Origin of the sequence: Chryseobacterium sp. (assembly GCF_022869225.1) — a bacterium.
GTDB lineage: Bacteria > Bacteroidota > Bacteroidia > Flavobacteriales > Weeksellaceae > Chryseobacterium.
In genome coordinates, this window is the sequence record NZ_JALIHL010000001.1 from 1,641,112 (window position 1) to 1,657,584 (window position 16,473).

Genomic DNA, 16,473 nt, shown 5'->3' on the forward strand with positions numbered 1-16,473 from the left:
ACTCTTATTAAAAACATAGAGATAAAATAAAAAGGTGTACTTTTTTGAAAAGCACACCTTTTATTTTTATACATATTCCCTCTTTATCTGTGAGAGAATTGTCGGGTCCTTTATTTCATTATCCCTGGCCAGCAATAAGACCTTGGATAATAATTCAGCTGATTTTGGATCATCATCTGCGAAAGGTAAGAACAATCTTCCTCTGTGCTGGGAATGAACAGGTAGTATGGACAGAGATCTGCCTGGAACCTGGTGTACTACAGCACTTCCCAAATGCACGCTATATTCCGCCATTTGACCTTTCACAAGCACGTGCGAGCCCTCAATACTTACATTTTCCAACTTAAATAAACGTGCTGTTTCTTTCATTAATACAGCCCTCATTTCAATAGAAGAATGGCTTGCTTCAGGATCTACACCTCCTACATGCGCTACTGAAACAACCAGATCAATATCTCGCATTACCTCTGAAAATAACCTTGGATTGATCTCTTCAAACGGAATATTCTTATAATCCTTTAATGAATGGAATTCTATGGTTTCCAGGGTCGGACTTTCCACATCGGCCGGTGAAAACCAGTCTGCCATAGCATAAAGCTTCACCTGGAAGCCTTCCTTATGATATACTTTCTGTAATCCCTCTTCGTAATCCACTTTCCAGCCTCTTGTTTTAAGCAGCGCCAAGGTTTGTTTTGGCTGAATCTGATGTCCTGCATACCGGCGTGACACGGATTTCTCCTTTAATTCATCCGGTGTAGGAACATATAATTCCCTGAATATCTGCTTGAATGGCTGTACAAGTTTTTCTGTAAAACAATAATGTTGATAATCACTCCAAACAGAATGCTGATGCAGATCTGCACAATGGGCAATACGTAGGGTGCTCTCTTCACTCAATTCCTGAATTTCACCATGAGCATTTACCAAACCTCCATCATGGAAGAAACCTGTTTTCTGATCATTGGTAATAAATACAAGCTTTTCCAGATGCTTTACAATTACAGGATGTTCAAAAAGGGTCTTGATCTCTTTTAAAAAAAATTCATCACCCCTTATCATTGCTTCCTCCAGCCCTTTTCGGGAACGGGTCCATTGCTCACGCATGATCTTACGGTTATTTCCCAATTCAACAATTGCTTTATCTTTCCTGATCTTCGGCGGAATGGATTTTAATTGCTTGTCTTCCCTGAATACTACTAATTCAGCCTTTCCATGATCTTCGATAATTAAGCCTACCGTAACCCCATCAATGGTAATCTGAGTATCCTTTGATAAGAGCGATTGAATTTGCTTGGTTTCCATGGCCCAGGTTAACCTTATAGGATCAGGATAACCGGCATTTCTGGCAAGGTTTTCCAAGGCTACCCGGATAGCCAAGGCCTCACTCGCCTGCTTCATAGAACCAAACTCCTTGCTTTCTTTCTTGAACTGCTGTATGTATTCATACCGGTTCAAAACATCTTTCTCAGGATTGGATTTACTTAAAGGCACCAGTCCGTAGACACGAAGATAATCCTGATCCCGTTTATCCTTTACTTTTGCAGTGACCTCCTTTATTTTTAAGCTTCCTGCCAGGGTATCAGAATAAAGCCTGGCCCTTCGGTGTCCATTTCCGTCAGATATATACTTAGCAGACTCATAAAGCATTTCCCAGCGGGCCTTACCGAGCTCTTTGTAGGCTTTTGTGAACCAATCTTTATCCACAGCACCGTCTTTAAACTCCTGAATATCTACGGATGAATATTTAGCAACTTCACTTTCCAGTTTTGCATTTTGCGCTTCATAGGCACCGGTTTTGGTATGGGCATGCATCCACCAGATCGCTGAATCCAATCCTTTCCATCCTAAATAACTACTTATAAACTGTTGCCATTGCGGAGCATACACCGCCGCCTGTATTAAACGAAGTTCTGAAATCTTCTCCTTTTTTATGATTTCATTAAATGATTTTTGGGTATCGCCTTCTAGCGGATAGCAGTTGGAAATAAGCCAGGAAAATAATTTTTGCCTGGTCATACTTTCGTTTCCATAGCTGTATATGTAATTGGCATACAATCCTGATTTGCCCAGTCCTTTCAAAATCTGAACGAAACGATGAGTTCCATATATAGACTGAAACTGCTGTACAAAGTGTGAAACCGTAGTATTGGCATCTCCACGAATCAGCTCTATATCCAGAAACTTATCCTGAATTTCTTCAATCATAGATTTCAGGAAAGGAAATAATTCTACATATTTTTCATGATAATGATTGAATTTAATTGTGGTAAGATCTCTGATTGCAGAATCTGCCGTAAGAATTCCCTCATATAATTTACCTTTGGTAATTACGTTAAGCGCATAAGCCTTACAGAATAAATAAAATGGGGGAACGGTAGTTTTTATATATTCTTCCAGACCATTGTACTGCATCCATCGGTATAAATTCCATTGCTTGATGTACTGCTCATCTGTAAGATTCTTTATTGGAATAGCTCTTAAAAACACATCAAAAAAACCTAGCTGCTGCCAGCCGTTTCCTCTCTCGTTTTGATAATAATATTCTCTGCTGTCTTTTCCTTTATAGTTAATAATATCCTCAGGAAGATTGGCAAACAGTGTACTGCAGGCATCTATTAAAAAGTCTGTAGCTTCCTCAAATACGAATATATGCTTCAATGAACCAAGGATCCGAATGATAGGATTCTCCCAGTAATAACTCCCTTTTGCCGGGTTAGGGATGATCTCTTTATGATAGAACACATAGTCTTCCAGAAAATTCCTAAAGACTTTCCGGTCACAACTTTCAGCAAATGTTAACAAAAATAGATCCCTCGGCAGCATTCCTGAATTTTTAAACCATTGTTTCCATACTTCATGCAGGGGATAATTTCCGGCCAGCTGCTGAGGGGTAAAACCTTCAGTATTTCGTTTTAGCTCTCGAAAAGTATTTCCCATTAATACTTTACTTACAGAGCCATCCCATTCTTCTGACTCGTATTCATGGTCTTTATGCTGCAGGAATAGATCACTGAGCTTTTTTAATTCTTCTTTTATCTGATCAATGGATATCGTAAAACCATACTTATCATTTTGGGTTGCCTGCGCATATATTGAATTTGCCTCTACCTTGGGTAATGAATACTCTGATATTGCAGAAGGATCATAAAACCCGAATCCGTTTTCAGCGGAAAGGATTGTTTGATCTCCTGACGGATTAATCTGTTCCAGTAACCCTTTTTCCCTTTCTGAAATTTTTGACCTTTCAGCGTATTGTTGCGTCCAGCGGCTAATCTGAGAAGACAGCCTCTTTCCTTTTTGAAGCTGAAGCATCATATCCAGGGAGGCAGCTCTCTGTTCCACATCTCCTTTAGTCATTAATTCTTCAACTAATGGGGTTATAACTTCATCTTCCTGCTCTGTCACAAGTTCTATAAGCTTTTTACGGAGTACACCGCCCTTTCTTTTAAACAGATCAAAGAAAGTCATGATTTCCTCCTTAGTTAAAGGATCTTGAAGCAATATATTAATTCCTGAGGCAATCAATGATTCTCCTCTGTCTTTTATAATTTTAAAAGCAAATTCCTTTTGGAAAGGAGTTACTGCTTTTTTCTTTTTTCCTAATCCGTAGGAAAGGGAATAGCAGTAAAACTCACCTAAAATATTCCGGGTCAATAATTCACGTAATGAAAGGTCAAACTGATCAAAATATGACAAAACTGTATCCAGCTTGTGACTGTCTTCTCCTACCAAATAAAACATGGAGGCATACAAATCGCTTTTCCTAAAAGTGGCATTAAGCCAAGAGAATATTTTCCCTTCAAATTTCTTTTCTTTAGTATCTATCTTCAATGTAAGTTCATGCAGTTTTTCAAAGAAATCCGGATAATCTGCATTATTGATAAAGAATTTTGAATCTGTATTAGCCCCTAATAATTCCGACATGTGGCTTCCTGCAAATGCCAATACCTCTAAATTTCCCTCCAGCACGGCCTTATAATACAAAGGCATTTGAATATAGGGATCACCGGTTTCCGCGGCAAATTTTATCGCAAGACATTTCTTCTCTACACTTCCTTTGTCAAACAATTGATGTAAGTAAGGCACCGTTTTATCCACATCCCATACGCCCTGTACCCAAAGTGCCATATACACTTCATTGTTATTCTTACTTTTAATGGCGTCCGGAACAAGCTCCGGATTGCTGAAGTAAGTATGGGCCAACGATACAATGTTCTTTACGACTGATTCCTTTTCCGTCTCCCATCCTAATCCAGTCCACGTATCTATGGCACGTACAACGGATGAAAAACGGGTAAGCTTATGTTCCACAATCACGTTGGTCATATATTTCAAAGCTCCTATACTGGTCTCATCCAGAGCTTCCAGAATGGTTTGCCGCAAGCCCTCCTGCCGTTGGGCTGCCAGTAAAAGCTTCTCAACCAATTCCCAACAATGCTTCTTTTCACTGTTGAGTAAAGCCTTAATGATATTTCTGGAAACCTTTCCCTCTGTATGTTTATTAAAATAATATCTTCAATTAATTGATAGATGGCTGTATTCCCTGTATCAATAGCAGCCGACCAAACATAGAACTGACTCGGATTATTTGCCAGCTCATTGTCATATATAATCTGTTCTTCCAATGATAGATCATAATTCTGATCATTGCTATTATAAGAATAAATGCTAGGAGCCCGCAACAGCTCTCTTACCAGATTGACCTGATTCATCAGCACATATCTTTCATTATGAGGAGCCCGGAACGAACGACGGGTATAGCTCATCTGATACATTTTGTAAGGCATTTTATTCCATGCGTATTTTACCAGATCAGCATTTTCTCCAAAATAGTAAGCCAATAAGTTATAATAATCCGCATCTTCCCAAATATCAGGTTTTATATATGCTTTCAGTTTCTCTGCTTCTTTTGAACCCAGAGTCATTGCCTGATAATAATTTGTCTTTCCCATTAAGAACAAACCTAATTCTGCCACTTCTTTCTTAAGCATAGGTTTATCCGGAAAAACCTGTGTAGACATTCCCTTTTCAGCCTGTTCTACGAGATCCTTCCTTAGTTTTTCATAATAATTTTTGACAAGTTTTTTCGATTCTAATTTTTTTGTGATTTCCATGTATTTTATTACTTAGTATAATTTGTTTACCAATAACTTCCTGCAAGAAATGCAAGCCTGATCAATGTAAATGTATGTTCTAGACTCAGATCTATGGTTTGGGTAAGCCTTTCAAGCTGCTCTTCATTGTAAAACACAGCAAATATACCGTCTTCAAAAGCCTGAATGGCATTTTCCTGTGCTTTTTGCAAGTCTGCCTTATTGAGATTATAGATGCTTCCGAAACCTACTTTACCGGTATCTGTGAGTACATTCAGGTAATTATCCTTAGGAATTTTAGGATAGTCTTCCTCTTCCAGCTCAAAAGATTTTGAATTGAACTCCTCTACTTGCTGCTGAACGATTAGTTTTAATAAATTTTCTAAAGTGATATTGACCTCTTCGTAAGCGATCTCGATTATTTGTTCCGAAAGAAAAGGGTATTTTTTCCCCAGCTGCTTTACAGTGACTTTTATTTCCATATTTGAACTTAGTGTGATTAAATATAGTAAAATTCCCTTTGTTATTAGATCAAATTGAGATTACGAATATCAAGGAAAGGAGTCAATGGTAAATTGGCTTCGCAAGTGAGTTTCAAATGTAGATGGATATTTTTAATACTGGATTATGACTAAGATTCGGTCATTAGCCCCGACAATAAAGGTTACTCTGCAACTGGCAATGCCATTTTTGGATGCTGGCGTGGGGAATATGAATGGATCGTGAGAAAAAGCTTCCCGGAAGCAATACAAAAATCAGTCTTATTTCTGGTCGAAATGGGGATAAAATAAAAAAGTACACTTTAAAAAAGTGTACTTTCTTGGGGTGAATGATGGGTCTCGAACCCACGACCTTCGGAACCACAATCCGACGCTCTAACCAACTGAGCTACAATCACCGTTTTTCTGAGTGCAAATATAGGACATTTTTCCTAACTAACAAACAATTCCTTCAAAATTTTTCATCGCAATTAATTTTTCTGTCGTAAAGCCCTCAGCATAAGTAACTCCCGATAACCGCCCTAAATTCTGTGCACGATAACTTAAACTCTCAAAAAAGTCTTTTGTGGTAATCGGAGTCTCGGGTTCTTTGGAATCCGGATCATAAAACTGGGTTTTGTAAGCCATACAGGCTTCCAATTTTATGTCAAGAAATCCTGAAATGTCAATTACAAATTCTGGTATAACATCCTTCCACTGCATATAATGGAAAATATGCTTGGGTCTCCATACTTCCTGCGTTTCCCCTTCCAGTACCGTTTCAATTTTTCTCAGCCCGGACAAGAAACATGCATCTGACACTAATTTCGATCCTTTTGCATGATCCGGATGCCTGTCATCAATAGCATTGGCTAATACGATTTCCGGGCGGTATTTGCGGATCATTTTTACGATTCTCATTTGATATTCTTCAGAATTGACAAGAAATCCGTCTTTCATTCCCAGATTCTCCCTTGCGGAAAGACCTAAGATTCTAGCGGCATCTGCAGCTTCTGCTTTTCTTGTTTCGTCTGTACCTCTTGTCCCCAGTTCTCCCCTGGTAAGGTCTACAACAACACATTTTTTACCTTCTGAGACCATTTTGGCAATAGTCCCTCCACATCCCAATTCTACATCATCAGGATGAGCTCCAAAAGCAAGTATATCAGTTTTCATAGAGTCAAAGATAGTTTTAAAATAAAAACTTCCCAAACATTACGGATGGGAAGTTTTAATATCTATAATTTAAATTTTAAATTATTTATTGATTTCTGCATTAAGTTTTACAGCATCCTGATAAGTAGGATCAAGCTGTAAAGACTTCGCTACATAATCTTTAGCTTTTGCCACATCAGAGTCTTTGTTCATATAAGCTACAGCAAAATAAGCATAGGCAAGAGTCTGCTTGTTGGCTTCCTGCTCAGCAGGTTTTACGGTACTGATAAATTTTTCATAAGCAATTTTTGCAGCTTCGTTATTTCCTGCCTGCTGGTAAGAATACCCCTGGCTGTAATAAGCAGGAGCCCAGTCAGGAAGAAGAGCTGTCATCTTCTGCCAGGTAAGGATGGCTCCGTTCCAGTTTTTAGCATCCTGGTACGCTGTAGCCAGCTTAAATAAAGCATCAGAATCCTGTGCGTTTACTGCCACTTGTTTTTTCAAAGCTTCAATAGTAGGGTTGGTAGGTCCTTTGTCAGCTTCTGATTGCGAAGCGGCACCACCTCCTGCAATGTTAGCTAGCTCTAAATCCCACTTCATGGTCTCATCTTTAGCCGCTTTTGCTAAAGCAATTTTCTGCTGAGATTCAGTCATTAATGCAGTCTTCTTGGCAGCATCAGTTTCTGTTTTTGCTAACCCTGCAGCAATAAGCCCCTGTAAACCCTGATCAGCAGGCTGAATTCTTGTTTTTTCTGCCTGAGATACGAAAGTATCCATATTTTGTTTTGCTTCAGCATAGTTTCCATCAGCATAAGACTGGTACGCTCTTAATTTGAACTTGATAGGATCTTCAATTTTATCAAAGATCTTATCTAATACTGCTTTAGAGTTTACATAATCTTCGTTTGTAAAATATAGTTTAGCAATTTCCAACTGCGTATATGGATCTTCATCAGCATATTTTGTGTAGTTGATAAGATCTTGTGTTGCCTTTGCATTTTGCTGATATCTGATATCATAAGAAGCTAACGCTTTATAAGCAGGAGCATAGGTAGCATCCACACCGATAGCCTTATCAATGTTTTGCTTAGCTTGCTGCCACTGCTGGGCGGCCATCCATAAAGTGGCCATTCTTGTATACACAGAAGCTTTATTTCTAGCTAACGGCAATGCTTTATCATAAGCAGACATAGCCTCACCCGGCATTCTTTTCAATCTGTAAGCATCTCCTAATGTATAATAGTAATGTGCAGGAACTCCTTTTTTCTCTGCTTTTTCAATTGCTTTATTCAAAAACTGAATAGCAAGGTCCGGAGAACTGTTTTTTTCAAATAGGGTCAAAGCTTCTGCCGCTCTGAATAATACCTCAGGATCTTTTTCTCTAGAATCCGTTACTGCTTTCTGGATTTCAGCAACAGCATTTTTGTCCCCTTTTCCAAGTTTTACAGCTGCCAAACCAATTCTGTTAAGATAGTTTTTTCCGTCAGCCGCTACTCCTTTGTTGAAGTTTTCAGTAGCCTTTGCATAATCTGGCTCCCCCTGTCTTAAGAAAGTATTTCCTAAATAGAAGTAGTTATCAGCAGTAGGCTCTTTAGCGATCATGTCTGTGAAATTCGTTTTTGCTTGTGCAAATTTATCGCTGTCAATACTGTTGATACCATCCTGCAGTGTCTGTGCAGAGGTAAAACCGGCAAAAAATACCACGGCTGCTCCAAAAGCAATCTTTTTTACATTCATATTCATTATATCTTTCATTTTATATTTTCTAATATTTTGAGTTATATTATCCACAATTTTCAGACCAAAATACTTTTTTTTAAAAAGGCAAATTGTGACTTTAATATTTTTTAACGCATCTGTACCTCTCTGCGATATAGGTTATACGGCTGCAGCCCCTCTTTCTGAACAATCTTCTGTCCCAGGTGAGTACATGAAAATCTCATAAAACCGTTAGCAATATTGAAATTACCTTCATTAGCCATAAAATAAAGAACCCTGGTAAAAGGATACTTCATGGTACGAAGACCTTCAAAATCGGCAGTATATTGCTTTCCCTTTTCCACTACGGGAAGCACTTTCACCATTTCCCGAAGCTTTTCAGAAGCTTTATCATAGGGACGACTAAAAGTATTCAATCCTACCACCCCTATTTTTTCAGGATATTTACTCAATTCCTCTATAATCTTCTGATTTCCCGGAATAATGGAAAACTGAAGATCTTTAGGTTGCTTTTTAAGCTTTTCAGCCACAAAGTTCAGATTACTGGAATTGGTACCATCAAAAATAAATTCTTTTTTATCTGATAAAAGCCCGGCCTGAATCTCTTCCATTGAAATACTTTCCTTGGGAGAGTCTTTAGGAACGACAAAAACAACTGCATCCGCAGCAAATTTAGCAGGAAGAAACTTTAAATCTGTTCTTTCCTGATATGTTTTTATTTCTTCGGGGGTAAGATTTCTGGACATGACCACCACTTTTGCTTTACCATTCAGCAGGTCCAGAAAACCTAAATCTTCTTTCTTAGTAGCCACTTTAATTCGTGTTTCAGGATAATTAATCATATAGCCTTCGGCTAATGCTTCTGTAACACTTTGAAAAGACTCGTCCGTAAAAATTGTAAGATCACCTTTGTTATAAGACGGGGATTTCTCTTCCTTTTTGCAGCCTGCGAGCATGATACCCAGAATAAAAACAACTGCAATCTTAAAACTATTCTTCATTTCTTGATTTTTTAATTCTTGAAATCGCTCTGTAGATCCTGAATATTCCATAAATAATCAGGACAACACCCAATGCATAGGCAATGGTGGGTTCCAAAATTGTAAAAAAGAATTTATAGACAATTACTACAATTCCTAAAACGATATAAAACAATCCCGTAACCAGGGATAACCAATTGAACATCATGTAACAAAAATACCAAAAAAAATAAAAAGAGAAGCATATGCTTCTCTTTTTATTTATATTCTGAATAAATAAGTCTAATTATTCAAAGTTCATTGTAAATGGTACGCTATAGTAAGATCTTACGCTTTCCCCATTTCTCTTGGCAGGAGTCCACTTTTTAAGTTTCTTAACTACACGGATCGCTTCACTGTTGAAGTCGCCATTTGGAGATTTCTCTTCAATAACAACGTTAGAAACAGTTCCGTCTTTTTCTACAACGAATTTCAATTTAGCTTTAAGCTGACCTTCACCTCCTTCCATTAGGGAAGTATCGAAGTTATCTCCTAAGAATTTTCTCAAAGCACCCATACCTCCAGGATATTCTGCAGACTGGTCTACATCTTTGTAGATTTCGTTAGGATTATTCGCTTTCACTTCTACAGTACTAGCTTTTGTACCGGTAGATGGTGGCGGCGGTGGTGGTGTATAAGCTGGAGCTTTCACCCCTTCTTGATTCTGTAACCCCGTCGTCGTTTCTAACTGTTTAGAAATTGGCGGCGGTGGAGTCTCAATTTTTGGAGCTTTTACCGGCTCAGGAACCACGTTCTGGATCACCTCAATTTTCTCCTCTTCTTTTGGTGGAGGTGGCGGCGGCGGTGGTTCTTCTTCTTTAGGCTGCTCGATAATCGGATCTTCTTCGATAATATCTACAAGATCTGCCTTCACTTCCTGTTTAGGCGGAGCTGTAAGATTTTTAATCGTAAGATAGATGAACGGTGACAAAGCTGCTAAAAGAAACAAAGCGGTTCCAATTATAAAAGATTTTGTCAGAAGTCTTGGATACTGATGTCTAAGATCATAGGCACCATATTCCTTGTTTCTATTTTCAAATACAATCTCGTCTAAAGTAAGATTTTGATTGTATACATTTTCATCTGCCATAGATATATAACAATTTTATGGTTAAATTACTTTGTAGCAGCAGGTGCAGTAGCAGCACCACCTATTTTCTTTTCGTAAACAGCTTTTTCCCAAGGCTTCACATCAGTAACACCGTACTGTTCGCTTTTGGTAATTGCCATTTCATCAAGAATATCCACAAAGTTCTTATATACAGCATCGTCAGTAGGCTTAATGATCACAGTAAATTTACTCGGATCTGCAGCTCTAGATTTTGCCTGCTGAATTACTTTTCTAATTCCCTCTCTATCAAGAGTCGTTTCCGTAAGATTTTGGTCATTCAAGGATGTAGCATCCTGCTGATGCCAAAATACTCGATTGTTTTTTCCTAATAAGATAGAAATTGAGTTAGAAAGTTTAATTTCTGTTGGAGGTGGTTTCGGCTGATCTTTTTTAGGTTTAGCCGGAAGACCCAAATCCATAACATTCGGTTTACTAAATGTAGTTGTGAACATAAAGAAGGTAATCAATAGAAAACCCAAGTCCACCATCGGAGTCATATCAACTCTGGTACTCTGCTTCTTGGAACGTACTTTGCCGCCCTTGCCGCCTTTTTCTTGTACTTGTACTTCTGCCATTTCTATCGATATTATTCGTTAGGTTTACCTTCTTGTGATGTAATCAACCAAAATTTAAGAAAATCAATATCTCTTAAACCTTCAAACAGGCCTTTAACTTTAGGGTACTGAGTTGTAACGTCTCCTTTAATTGCTAACTTGTAGTCAGGATTAACGCTCAAACTTTCTTTTACCCAATCAATTAATTGCTTATTTGTACTGTCCATAGGAATACCTGTAGGACTCTTATAATTTTTCTGCTCATCTTCAGACATATCCAAGTACCCTTTAAGCTGGTTCATTGGAACTCCAATTGCCTGAACTTTCTGGAAAGCAGCCTTTTGTTTGTTGTCAAAAGCAATACCATACTTTTGTCCCATTTTATCCAAAAGAGCAACTCTTTCTGATGCATTTTCTACCGGCTGGAAATAGAATTTCCCGTCCGGAGTAGCGTTGATAGTCATTAAACTAGCATCAGGAAGCAATTTTTCCGAAATTGAAGATGGCGGTTTGATCTGCTCCACGTCAGGTTTTTTAAACTGAGTGGTCAAGATAAAGAACGTAAGAAGTAGGAACGCAACGTCACACATTGCGGTCATGTCCGTAACTACTCCATGTCTTTTTGGTTTGACTCTCGCCATTATTATAAAATATTTTTAATTAAACTTCTTTTAATTGCTAATGCAAATTTCCTGCTAATTCTTAGTTGAATTCAGCGAAAGATTGTTGGATGCTCATAGAGATCTCATCGATCTTATAAGTTAATCCATCAATTTTAGAGGTAAAGAAGTTATAAAGGATAATAGCGATTGCTGAAGTACCAATACCTAATGCCGTGTTGATCAAGGCTTCAGAGATACCTGTAGATAGAGCAGCAGCATCCGGAGTACCACCTCCTGAACCTAATGCGAAGAATGCCTTGATCATCCCGATTACCGTTCCTAAAAGTGCTACTAACGTTGCAACAGTACCTAAAGTAGAAAGGATCATCATGTTTTTCTCAAGCATTGGCATCTCAAGAGTAGTCGCTTCTTCGATAGCTTTGTTAAGAGCTACCATTTTCTGCTCTTTATTTAATGTAGTATCGTGAGCAAGTGCTTTGTAAGTAGTAAGACCTTCTTTCACTACGTTACCAACAGAACCTTGTTGTCTGTCGCACTCTTCGATAGCTTCGTCAATTTTGTTTTGGTTTAGCAAGCTTCTTACTTGTACTACGAAGTTGTCTAAGTTTCCTTTTCCAGCAGCTTTACCAAGAACGAAATATCTTTCAAAAGAGAAAACGATTACCGTAATCATGAAAGTAATCAAGATTGGTACAATAACCCCTCCTTTGTAGATAATACCTAAAAACGATTCTGGGTGAATGTCTTTTCCTTCAACACTTGAAAAAGCTACAGACCCACTTCCCAGTTTATCTGCATCTTTAAAGTTTCCTGGGCTACCAAGAACGAATAAATAAATACATACTCCTATAATAAATAGAATAGGAATAATAACAGCTGGATTTAAACCTCCCGCTTTTCTAGCAACTACTTGCTCATCATTTTTTGAAACATTCATTTCCATATTTAACTAAATTATATTGTTTTAAAATTTTACAGGGTGTAAATTAAAGGCAAAATTAATTAAAATGCAAGAGTCTTAATTAAACATTTTGCTTTTTTTTAATAAAGAAAATTTAATACGATTTCGATCTTATAATTATTCTCAAATATTTTATTTATTTTTTTCAAATTTAACATTTGGGTTAAAAAATCAAAAAAATAAGACCTCCATTTTTTTTAATTTCCCAATGTTAATTTTTTTTTAAATTACGATATTCACAATACGGTGAGGGACTACAATAATTTTTTTAGGGGTTTTTCCCTCCAAAATCTGTTGCATTTTTTCATTTGAAATCACCAAATCTTCCACCTCCTTAGCAGATAATTGAGCTGAAAGCGAAATTTTGAACTTCATTTTACCGTTTACGCTTACCGGATATTCAATTTCATCTTCTATAAGATATTCTTCATTCAACGTCGGGAATTTCTCAAATTCAATAGAGGTATCATGTCCTGATAAACTCCAAAGCTCTTCACAGATGTGCGGCGCATAAGGAGAGATGATAACGGCCAAAGGCTCTAAAATATTGCGTTTGTTGCATTTTATTTTCTGAAGCTCATTAACAGCAATCATAAAGGATGATACTGAAGTATTGAAAGAGAAATTTTCGATATCATAGACAACCTTTTTTATTAAGGTATGCAGAACTTTATATTCTGCTTTTGTAGGTTCTTCATCAGAAATTTCAAATACCTCCCCGTTGAAATATAAGTTCCAGAATTTTTTCAGGAATCCATACACTCCGCTCAGCCCTTGTGTATTCCAAGGCTTTGATTGTTCCAATGGTCCCAAGAACATTTCATACAGTCTTAATCCGTCTGCTCCGTATTCTTCACAGATGTCATCAGGGTTTACCACATTGTATTTTGACTTGGACATTTTTTCCACTTCACGGCCCGTGATGTATTTTCCATCTTCCAGGATAAACTCAGCATTGGCATAATCAGGTCTCCATGCTTTGAAAGCTTCAGTATCCAGTTCATCGGATGTTCCTTTTAATAAGGATACGTCAACGTGAATCTCCTGGGTCTGATAATTGGCTGCTAAATTTTTAGACACATACTGGTTGGTTCCGTCAATTCTGTACACAAATGCACTCATTCCCAAAATCATCCCTTGGTTGATCAGTTTCTGGAAAGGTTCATCGTGATTGATCCAACCTCTGTCCTTTAAGAACATATTCCAGAAACGGGAATACAATAGGTGACCGGTTGCATGTTCACTTCCCCCTATATATAGGTCTACCTGCCCCCAATAATCTGAAAGATTCTTTGCGCAGAATTCTCCGTCATTCTGAGGATCCATATATCTTAGGAAATACCATGAGCTTCCTGCCCAGCCTGGCATAGTGGATAATTCCAGCGGGAAAATAGTTTTATCGTCTACTAAATCCGTAGCGACTACTTTTTGATTCACTTCATCCCAGGCAAATTCTTTTGCATTTCCTAATGGCGGATCTCCGTCCTCAGTCGGTAAATATTTTTCAACTTCAGGAAGTTCCAGCGGCAAAGCAGAAACCGGTAATGTATAAGGCATTCCATCCTTATAATATATAGGAACCGGTTCTCCCCAATAACGCTGTCTTGAGAAAATAGCATCACGCTGTCTGTAGTTTGTGGTTCCGTGCCCAATTCCTTTATTTTCGATTTCTGAAATTATTTTTGACTTCGCATCGCTATAATTCAGGCCGTTCAAGAATTCAGAGTTTACACAAACAGAGTCTTTGGAATCAAAAGATTTCTCCTGAACATCCTCTTCAGTTTCTACAACTTTTTTAATTTCTAAGTCAAACTTCTTAGCAAATCTATGATCACGCTCATCATGGGCAGGTACAGCCATTACCGCTCCGGTACCATATCCCATCAATACATAATCTGAAATATAGATCGGCATCTTTTCATTACTGAAAGGATTGATCGCATAACTTCCGGTGAAAGCACCGCTCACGTTCTTCACGTCAGCCATCCTGTCTCTTTCTGTCTTTTTGGAAGTTTCTTCAATATAAGTATCTACGTCTGCTTTTTGAGCTTCTGTAGTAATGGTTTCTACCAAAGGATTTTCCGGAGCCAATACCATAAAAGTTGCTCCAAAGATCGTATCAGGTCTTGTCGTGAACACTTCTATCGTTTCATCATGACCCTCAACCTGGAATTTCACCTGAGCGCCCTGAGATTTCCCAATCCAATATTCCTGAGAATCCTTTAAAGGCTGTGGCCAGTCTAATGTGGTAAGGCCTTGCAGCAATCTTTCAGAATAAGCCGAAATTCTCATACTCCACTGCATCATTTTCTTTTGGAATACAGGGAATCCTCCTCTTTCAGATTTTCCATCCTTTATCTCATCATTAGCCAAAACAGTTCCTAATGCCGGGCACCAGTTTACAGTAGTTTCAGCTCTGTAGGCAAGACGGTAATTTAACAGGATGTCTTCTTTATCCAAATCAGAAGCATTACTCCACTCTTCTGCAGTGAAAGCAAGTTCATCATTTTGATTGGCATTTAGTCCTTCAGTTCCTTTTTCTTCAAAATGTTTGATTAAGGTCTCAATAGATTCGGCCTTATCTGTATTTTTATTATACCAGGAATGATACAACTGGATAAAGATCCATTGTGTCCATTTATAATATGAAGAGTCTGACGTTCTCACCTCTCTGCTCCAGTCGAATGAAAATCCGATTTTTCTCAGCTGCTCTTCATACCTGTTGATATTTTGTTCTGTCGTGATTGCAGGATGCTGCCCTGTCTGGATGGCATACTGTTCAGCAGGAAGTCCGAAGCTGTCATATCCTACCGGGTGGAGAACGTTAAACCCCTGATGTCTTTTATATCTCGCATAGATATCCGATGCAATATATCCCAGCGGGTGACCTACGTGAAGTCCTGCTCCGGATGGGTACGGAAACATATCGAGTACATAAAATTTAGGTTTATCTGTGTTATTGGAGGTTTTATAGGTTTGATTTTCCTCCCAGTATTTCTGCCACTTTTTTTCTATCTGCTGATGATCGTAAAACACTTGATATATATTATATGTTAGACTTAAATATTGAGTTAGTTTTTCTTTTAACAAGAATCACAAAATTAATGATTTTAAAAGAAATAAAAATTTAATTTATAATTAATTACTCTTCTCTCTGAATAAAAAAATCCCATCCTGGGATGAGATCTATTTTTCTATCGGTTGAAATATACTTATTGTTGTACGACAACTCTCTTGAAAGTATATGTTCTTGTTTGAAATATAGTCGGATCCTGAGTTTCTTCCCTTACCGCAAGGTTGAGGGTCGTATCATTGAGGGTAATTACTTTTGCCGTAACAGGTTCTACAATCCCCTGATATTTTATTTGCACAGTTTTACCACCTTTATCGTAAGTATATGTGAAATTTTTGTCGGAAGTAATTGCACACTGTCCCGGAGTAGCTGTATCTCCCCAGTCTGTTCTTTTTCCGGCAACGTCAGTATTAAACCTCCATCTGGATTCTTTTTGACAGGTTGAGTAGACAATCTCATTGGAAACGGGTTGCTCGCCCACCTCTACAGTGGTAACCACTTCTTTTATCGGCTGCCAGACCCCCACAAGTGGTGCCTCCATAACATTATCCTTATCATCATTACATCCGGTAGCTACAAATAATGATAAACCGGCAAATAGTAGTGCTAATTTCTTCATAGATTAATTTTTCAAGCGCTAAAATTATAATTTTTTTGATTTATATTACTATTTTTTGTGAAAAATT

General features: G+C 37.9%; 13 protein-coding genes and 1 tRNA gene. All 14 read right to left on the reverse strand.

Annotated elements, in window-relative coordinates; translation table 11 throughout:
* Positions 1 to 66: 66 nt before the first annotated feature.
* Positions 67 to 4,425 (reverse strand): DUF4132 domain-containing protein, encoded by a 4,359-nt coding sequence (locus tag MUW56_RS07680; RefSeq protein ID WP_292012642.1) that lies wholly within the window; start codon positions 4,423 to 4,425, stop codon positions 67 to 69.
* Complete coding sequence (locus MUW56_RS07685; protein ID WP_292012643.1) at positions 4,341 to 5,114, reverse strand: hypothetical protein; 774 nt, start codon at positions 5,112 to 5,114, stop codon at positions 4,341 to 4,343. Before MUW56_RS07685 ends, MUW56_RS07680 begins: the two co-directional genes overlap by 85 nt.
* 26 nt (positions 5,115 to 5,140) lie before the next feature.
* Positions 5,141 to 5,575, reverse strand: coding sequence for a hypothetical protein (locus MUW56_RS07690; protein WP_292012644.1), 435 nt, complete (start codon positions 5,573 to 5,575; stop codon positions 5,141 to 5,143).
* A gap of 339 nt (positions 5,576 to 5,914) precedes the next feature.
* Positions 5,915 to 5,991 (reverse strand) — tRNA-His (locus tag MUW56_RS07695).
* A 37-nt stretch (positions 5,992 to 6,028) separates the two neighbouring features.
* Positions 6,029 to 6,748 carry a bacillithiol biosynthesis deacetylase BshB1 gene (gene bshB1, locus MUW56_RS07700; protein ID WP_292012645.1) on the reverse strand — a complete coding sequence of 240 codons (720 nt, stop codon included), beginning with the start codon at positions 6,746 to 6,748 and terminating at the stop codon, positions 6,029 to 6,031.
* Between the two features lie 81 nt (positions 6,749 to 6,829).
* Positions 6,830 to 8,482, reverse strand: a complete 1,653-nt coding sequence (locus MUW56_RS07705) for a tetratricopeptide repeat protein (RefSeq protein WP_292012646.1) — start codon at positions 8,480 to 8,482, stop codon at positions 6,830 to 6,832.
* A 92-nt stretch (positions 8,483 to 8,574) separates the two neighbouring features.
* Positions 8,575 to 9,447 carry a PstS family phosphate ABC transporter substrate-binding protein gene (locus MUW56_RS07710; protein WP_292012647.1) on the reverse strand — a complete coding sequence of 291 codons (873 nt, stop codon included), beginning with the start codon at positions 9,445 to 9,447 and terminating at the stop codon, positions 8,575 to 8,577.
* A complete protein-coding gene (locus tag MUW56_RS07715; protein ID WP_292012648.1) occupies positions 9,437 to 9,634 on the reverse strand; it encodes a DUF308 domain-containing protein in 198 nt (65 codons plus the stop codon). The genes MUW56_RS07710 and MUW56_RS07715 overlap by 11 nt, the downstream gene beginning before the upstream one ends.
* A 78-nt stretch (positions 9,635 to 9,712) precedes the next feature.
* Positions 9,713 to 10,555 carry an energy transducer TonB gene (locus MUW56_RS07720; protein WP_292012649.1) on the reverse strand — a complete coding sequence of 281 codons (843 nt, stop codon included), beginning with the start codon at positions 10,553 to 10,555 and terminating at the stop codon, positions 9,713 to 9,715.
* Between the two features lie 26 nt (positions 10,556 to 10,581).
* Positions 10,582 to 11,151, reverse strand: coding sequence for a biopolymer transporter ExbD (locus tag MUW56_RS07725; RefSeq protein ID WP_292012650.1), 570 nt, complete (start codon positions 11,149 to 11,151; stop codon positions 10,582 to 10,584).
* Positions 11,152 to 11,162: 11 nt separating this feature from the next.
* Positions 11,163 to 11,771, reverse strand: a complete 609-nt coding sequence (locus tag MUW56_RS07730) for a biopolymer transporter ExbD (RefSeq protein ID WP_292012651.1) — start codon at positions 11,769 to 11,771, stop codon at positions 11,163 to 11,165.
* 61 nt (positions 11,772 to 11,832) lie between these two features.
* Positions 11,833 to 12,696, reverse strand: a complete 864-nt coding sequence (locus tag MUW56_RS07735) for a MotA/TolQ/ExbB proton channel family protein (protein WP_115928630.1) — start codon at positions 12,694 to 12,696, stop codon at positions 11,833 to 11,835.
* A 240-nt stretch (positions 12,697 to 12,936) separates the two neighbouring features.
* Entirely contained in the window at positions 12,937 to 15,750 is a 2,814-nt protein-coding gene (gene leuS / locus MUW56_RS07740; protein WP_292012652.1) for a leucine--tRNA ligase, read from the reverse strand.
* A 176-nt stretch (positions 15,751 to 15,926) separates the two neighbouring features.
* A complete protein-coding gene (locus MUW56_RS07745) occupies positions 15,927 to 16,406 on the reverse strand; it encodes a lipocalin family protein (RefSeq protein ID WP_292012653.1) in 480 nt (159 codons plus the stop codon).
* Positions 16,407 to 16,473: the final 67 nt, after the last annotated feature.

Coding starts and splice junctions, on each gene's coding strand:
- MUW56_RS07725 (WP_292012650.1), bottom strand. CDS start 11,151: ATGGCAGAAGTACAAGTACAAGAAAAAGGCGGCAAGGGCGGCAAAGTA.
- MUW56_RS07735 (WP_115928630.1), bottom strand. CDS start 12,696: ATGGAAATGAATGTTTCAAAAAATGATGAGCAAGTAGTTGCTAGAAAA.
- bshB1 (WP_292012645.1), bottom strand. CDS start 6,748: ATGAAAACTGATATACTTGCTTTTGGAGCTCATCCTGATGATGTAGAA.
- MUW56_RS07705 (WP_292012646.1), bottom strand. CDS start 8,482: ATGAAAGATATAATGAATATGAATGTAAAAAAGATTGCTTTTGGAGCA.
- MUW56_RS07710 (WP_292012647.1), bottom strand. CDS start 9,447: ATGAAGAATAGTTTTAAGATTGCAGTTGTTTTTATTCTGGGTATCATG.
- MUW56_RS07685 (WP_292012643.1), bottom strand. CDS start 5,114: ATGGAAATCACAAAAAAATTAGAATCGAAAAAACTTGTCAAAAATTAT.
- MUW56_RS07730 (WP_292012651.1), bottom strand. CDS start 11,771: ATGGCGAGAGTCAAACCAAAAAGACATGGAGTAGTTACGGACATGACC.
- MUW56_RS07715 (WP_292012648.1), bottom strand. CDS start 9,634: ATGATGTTCAATTGGTTATCCCTGGTTACGGGATTGTTTTATATCGTT.
- MUW56_RS07720 (WP_292012649.1), bottom strand. CDS start 10,555: ATGGCAGATGAAAATGTATACAATCAAAATCTTACTTTAGACGAGATT.
- MUW56_RS07745 (WP_292012653.1), bottom strand. CDS start 16,406: ATGAAGAAATTAGCACTACTATTTGCCGGTTTATCATTATTTGTAGCT.
- MUW56_RS07690 (WP_292012644.1), bottom strand. CDS start 5,575: ATGGAAATAAAAGTCACTGTAAAGCAGCTGGGGAAAAAATACCCTTTT.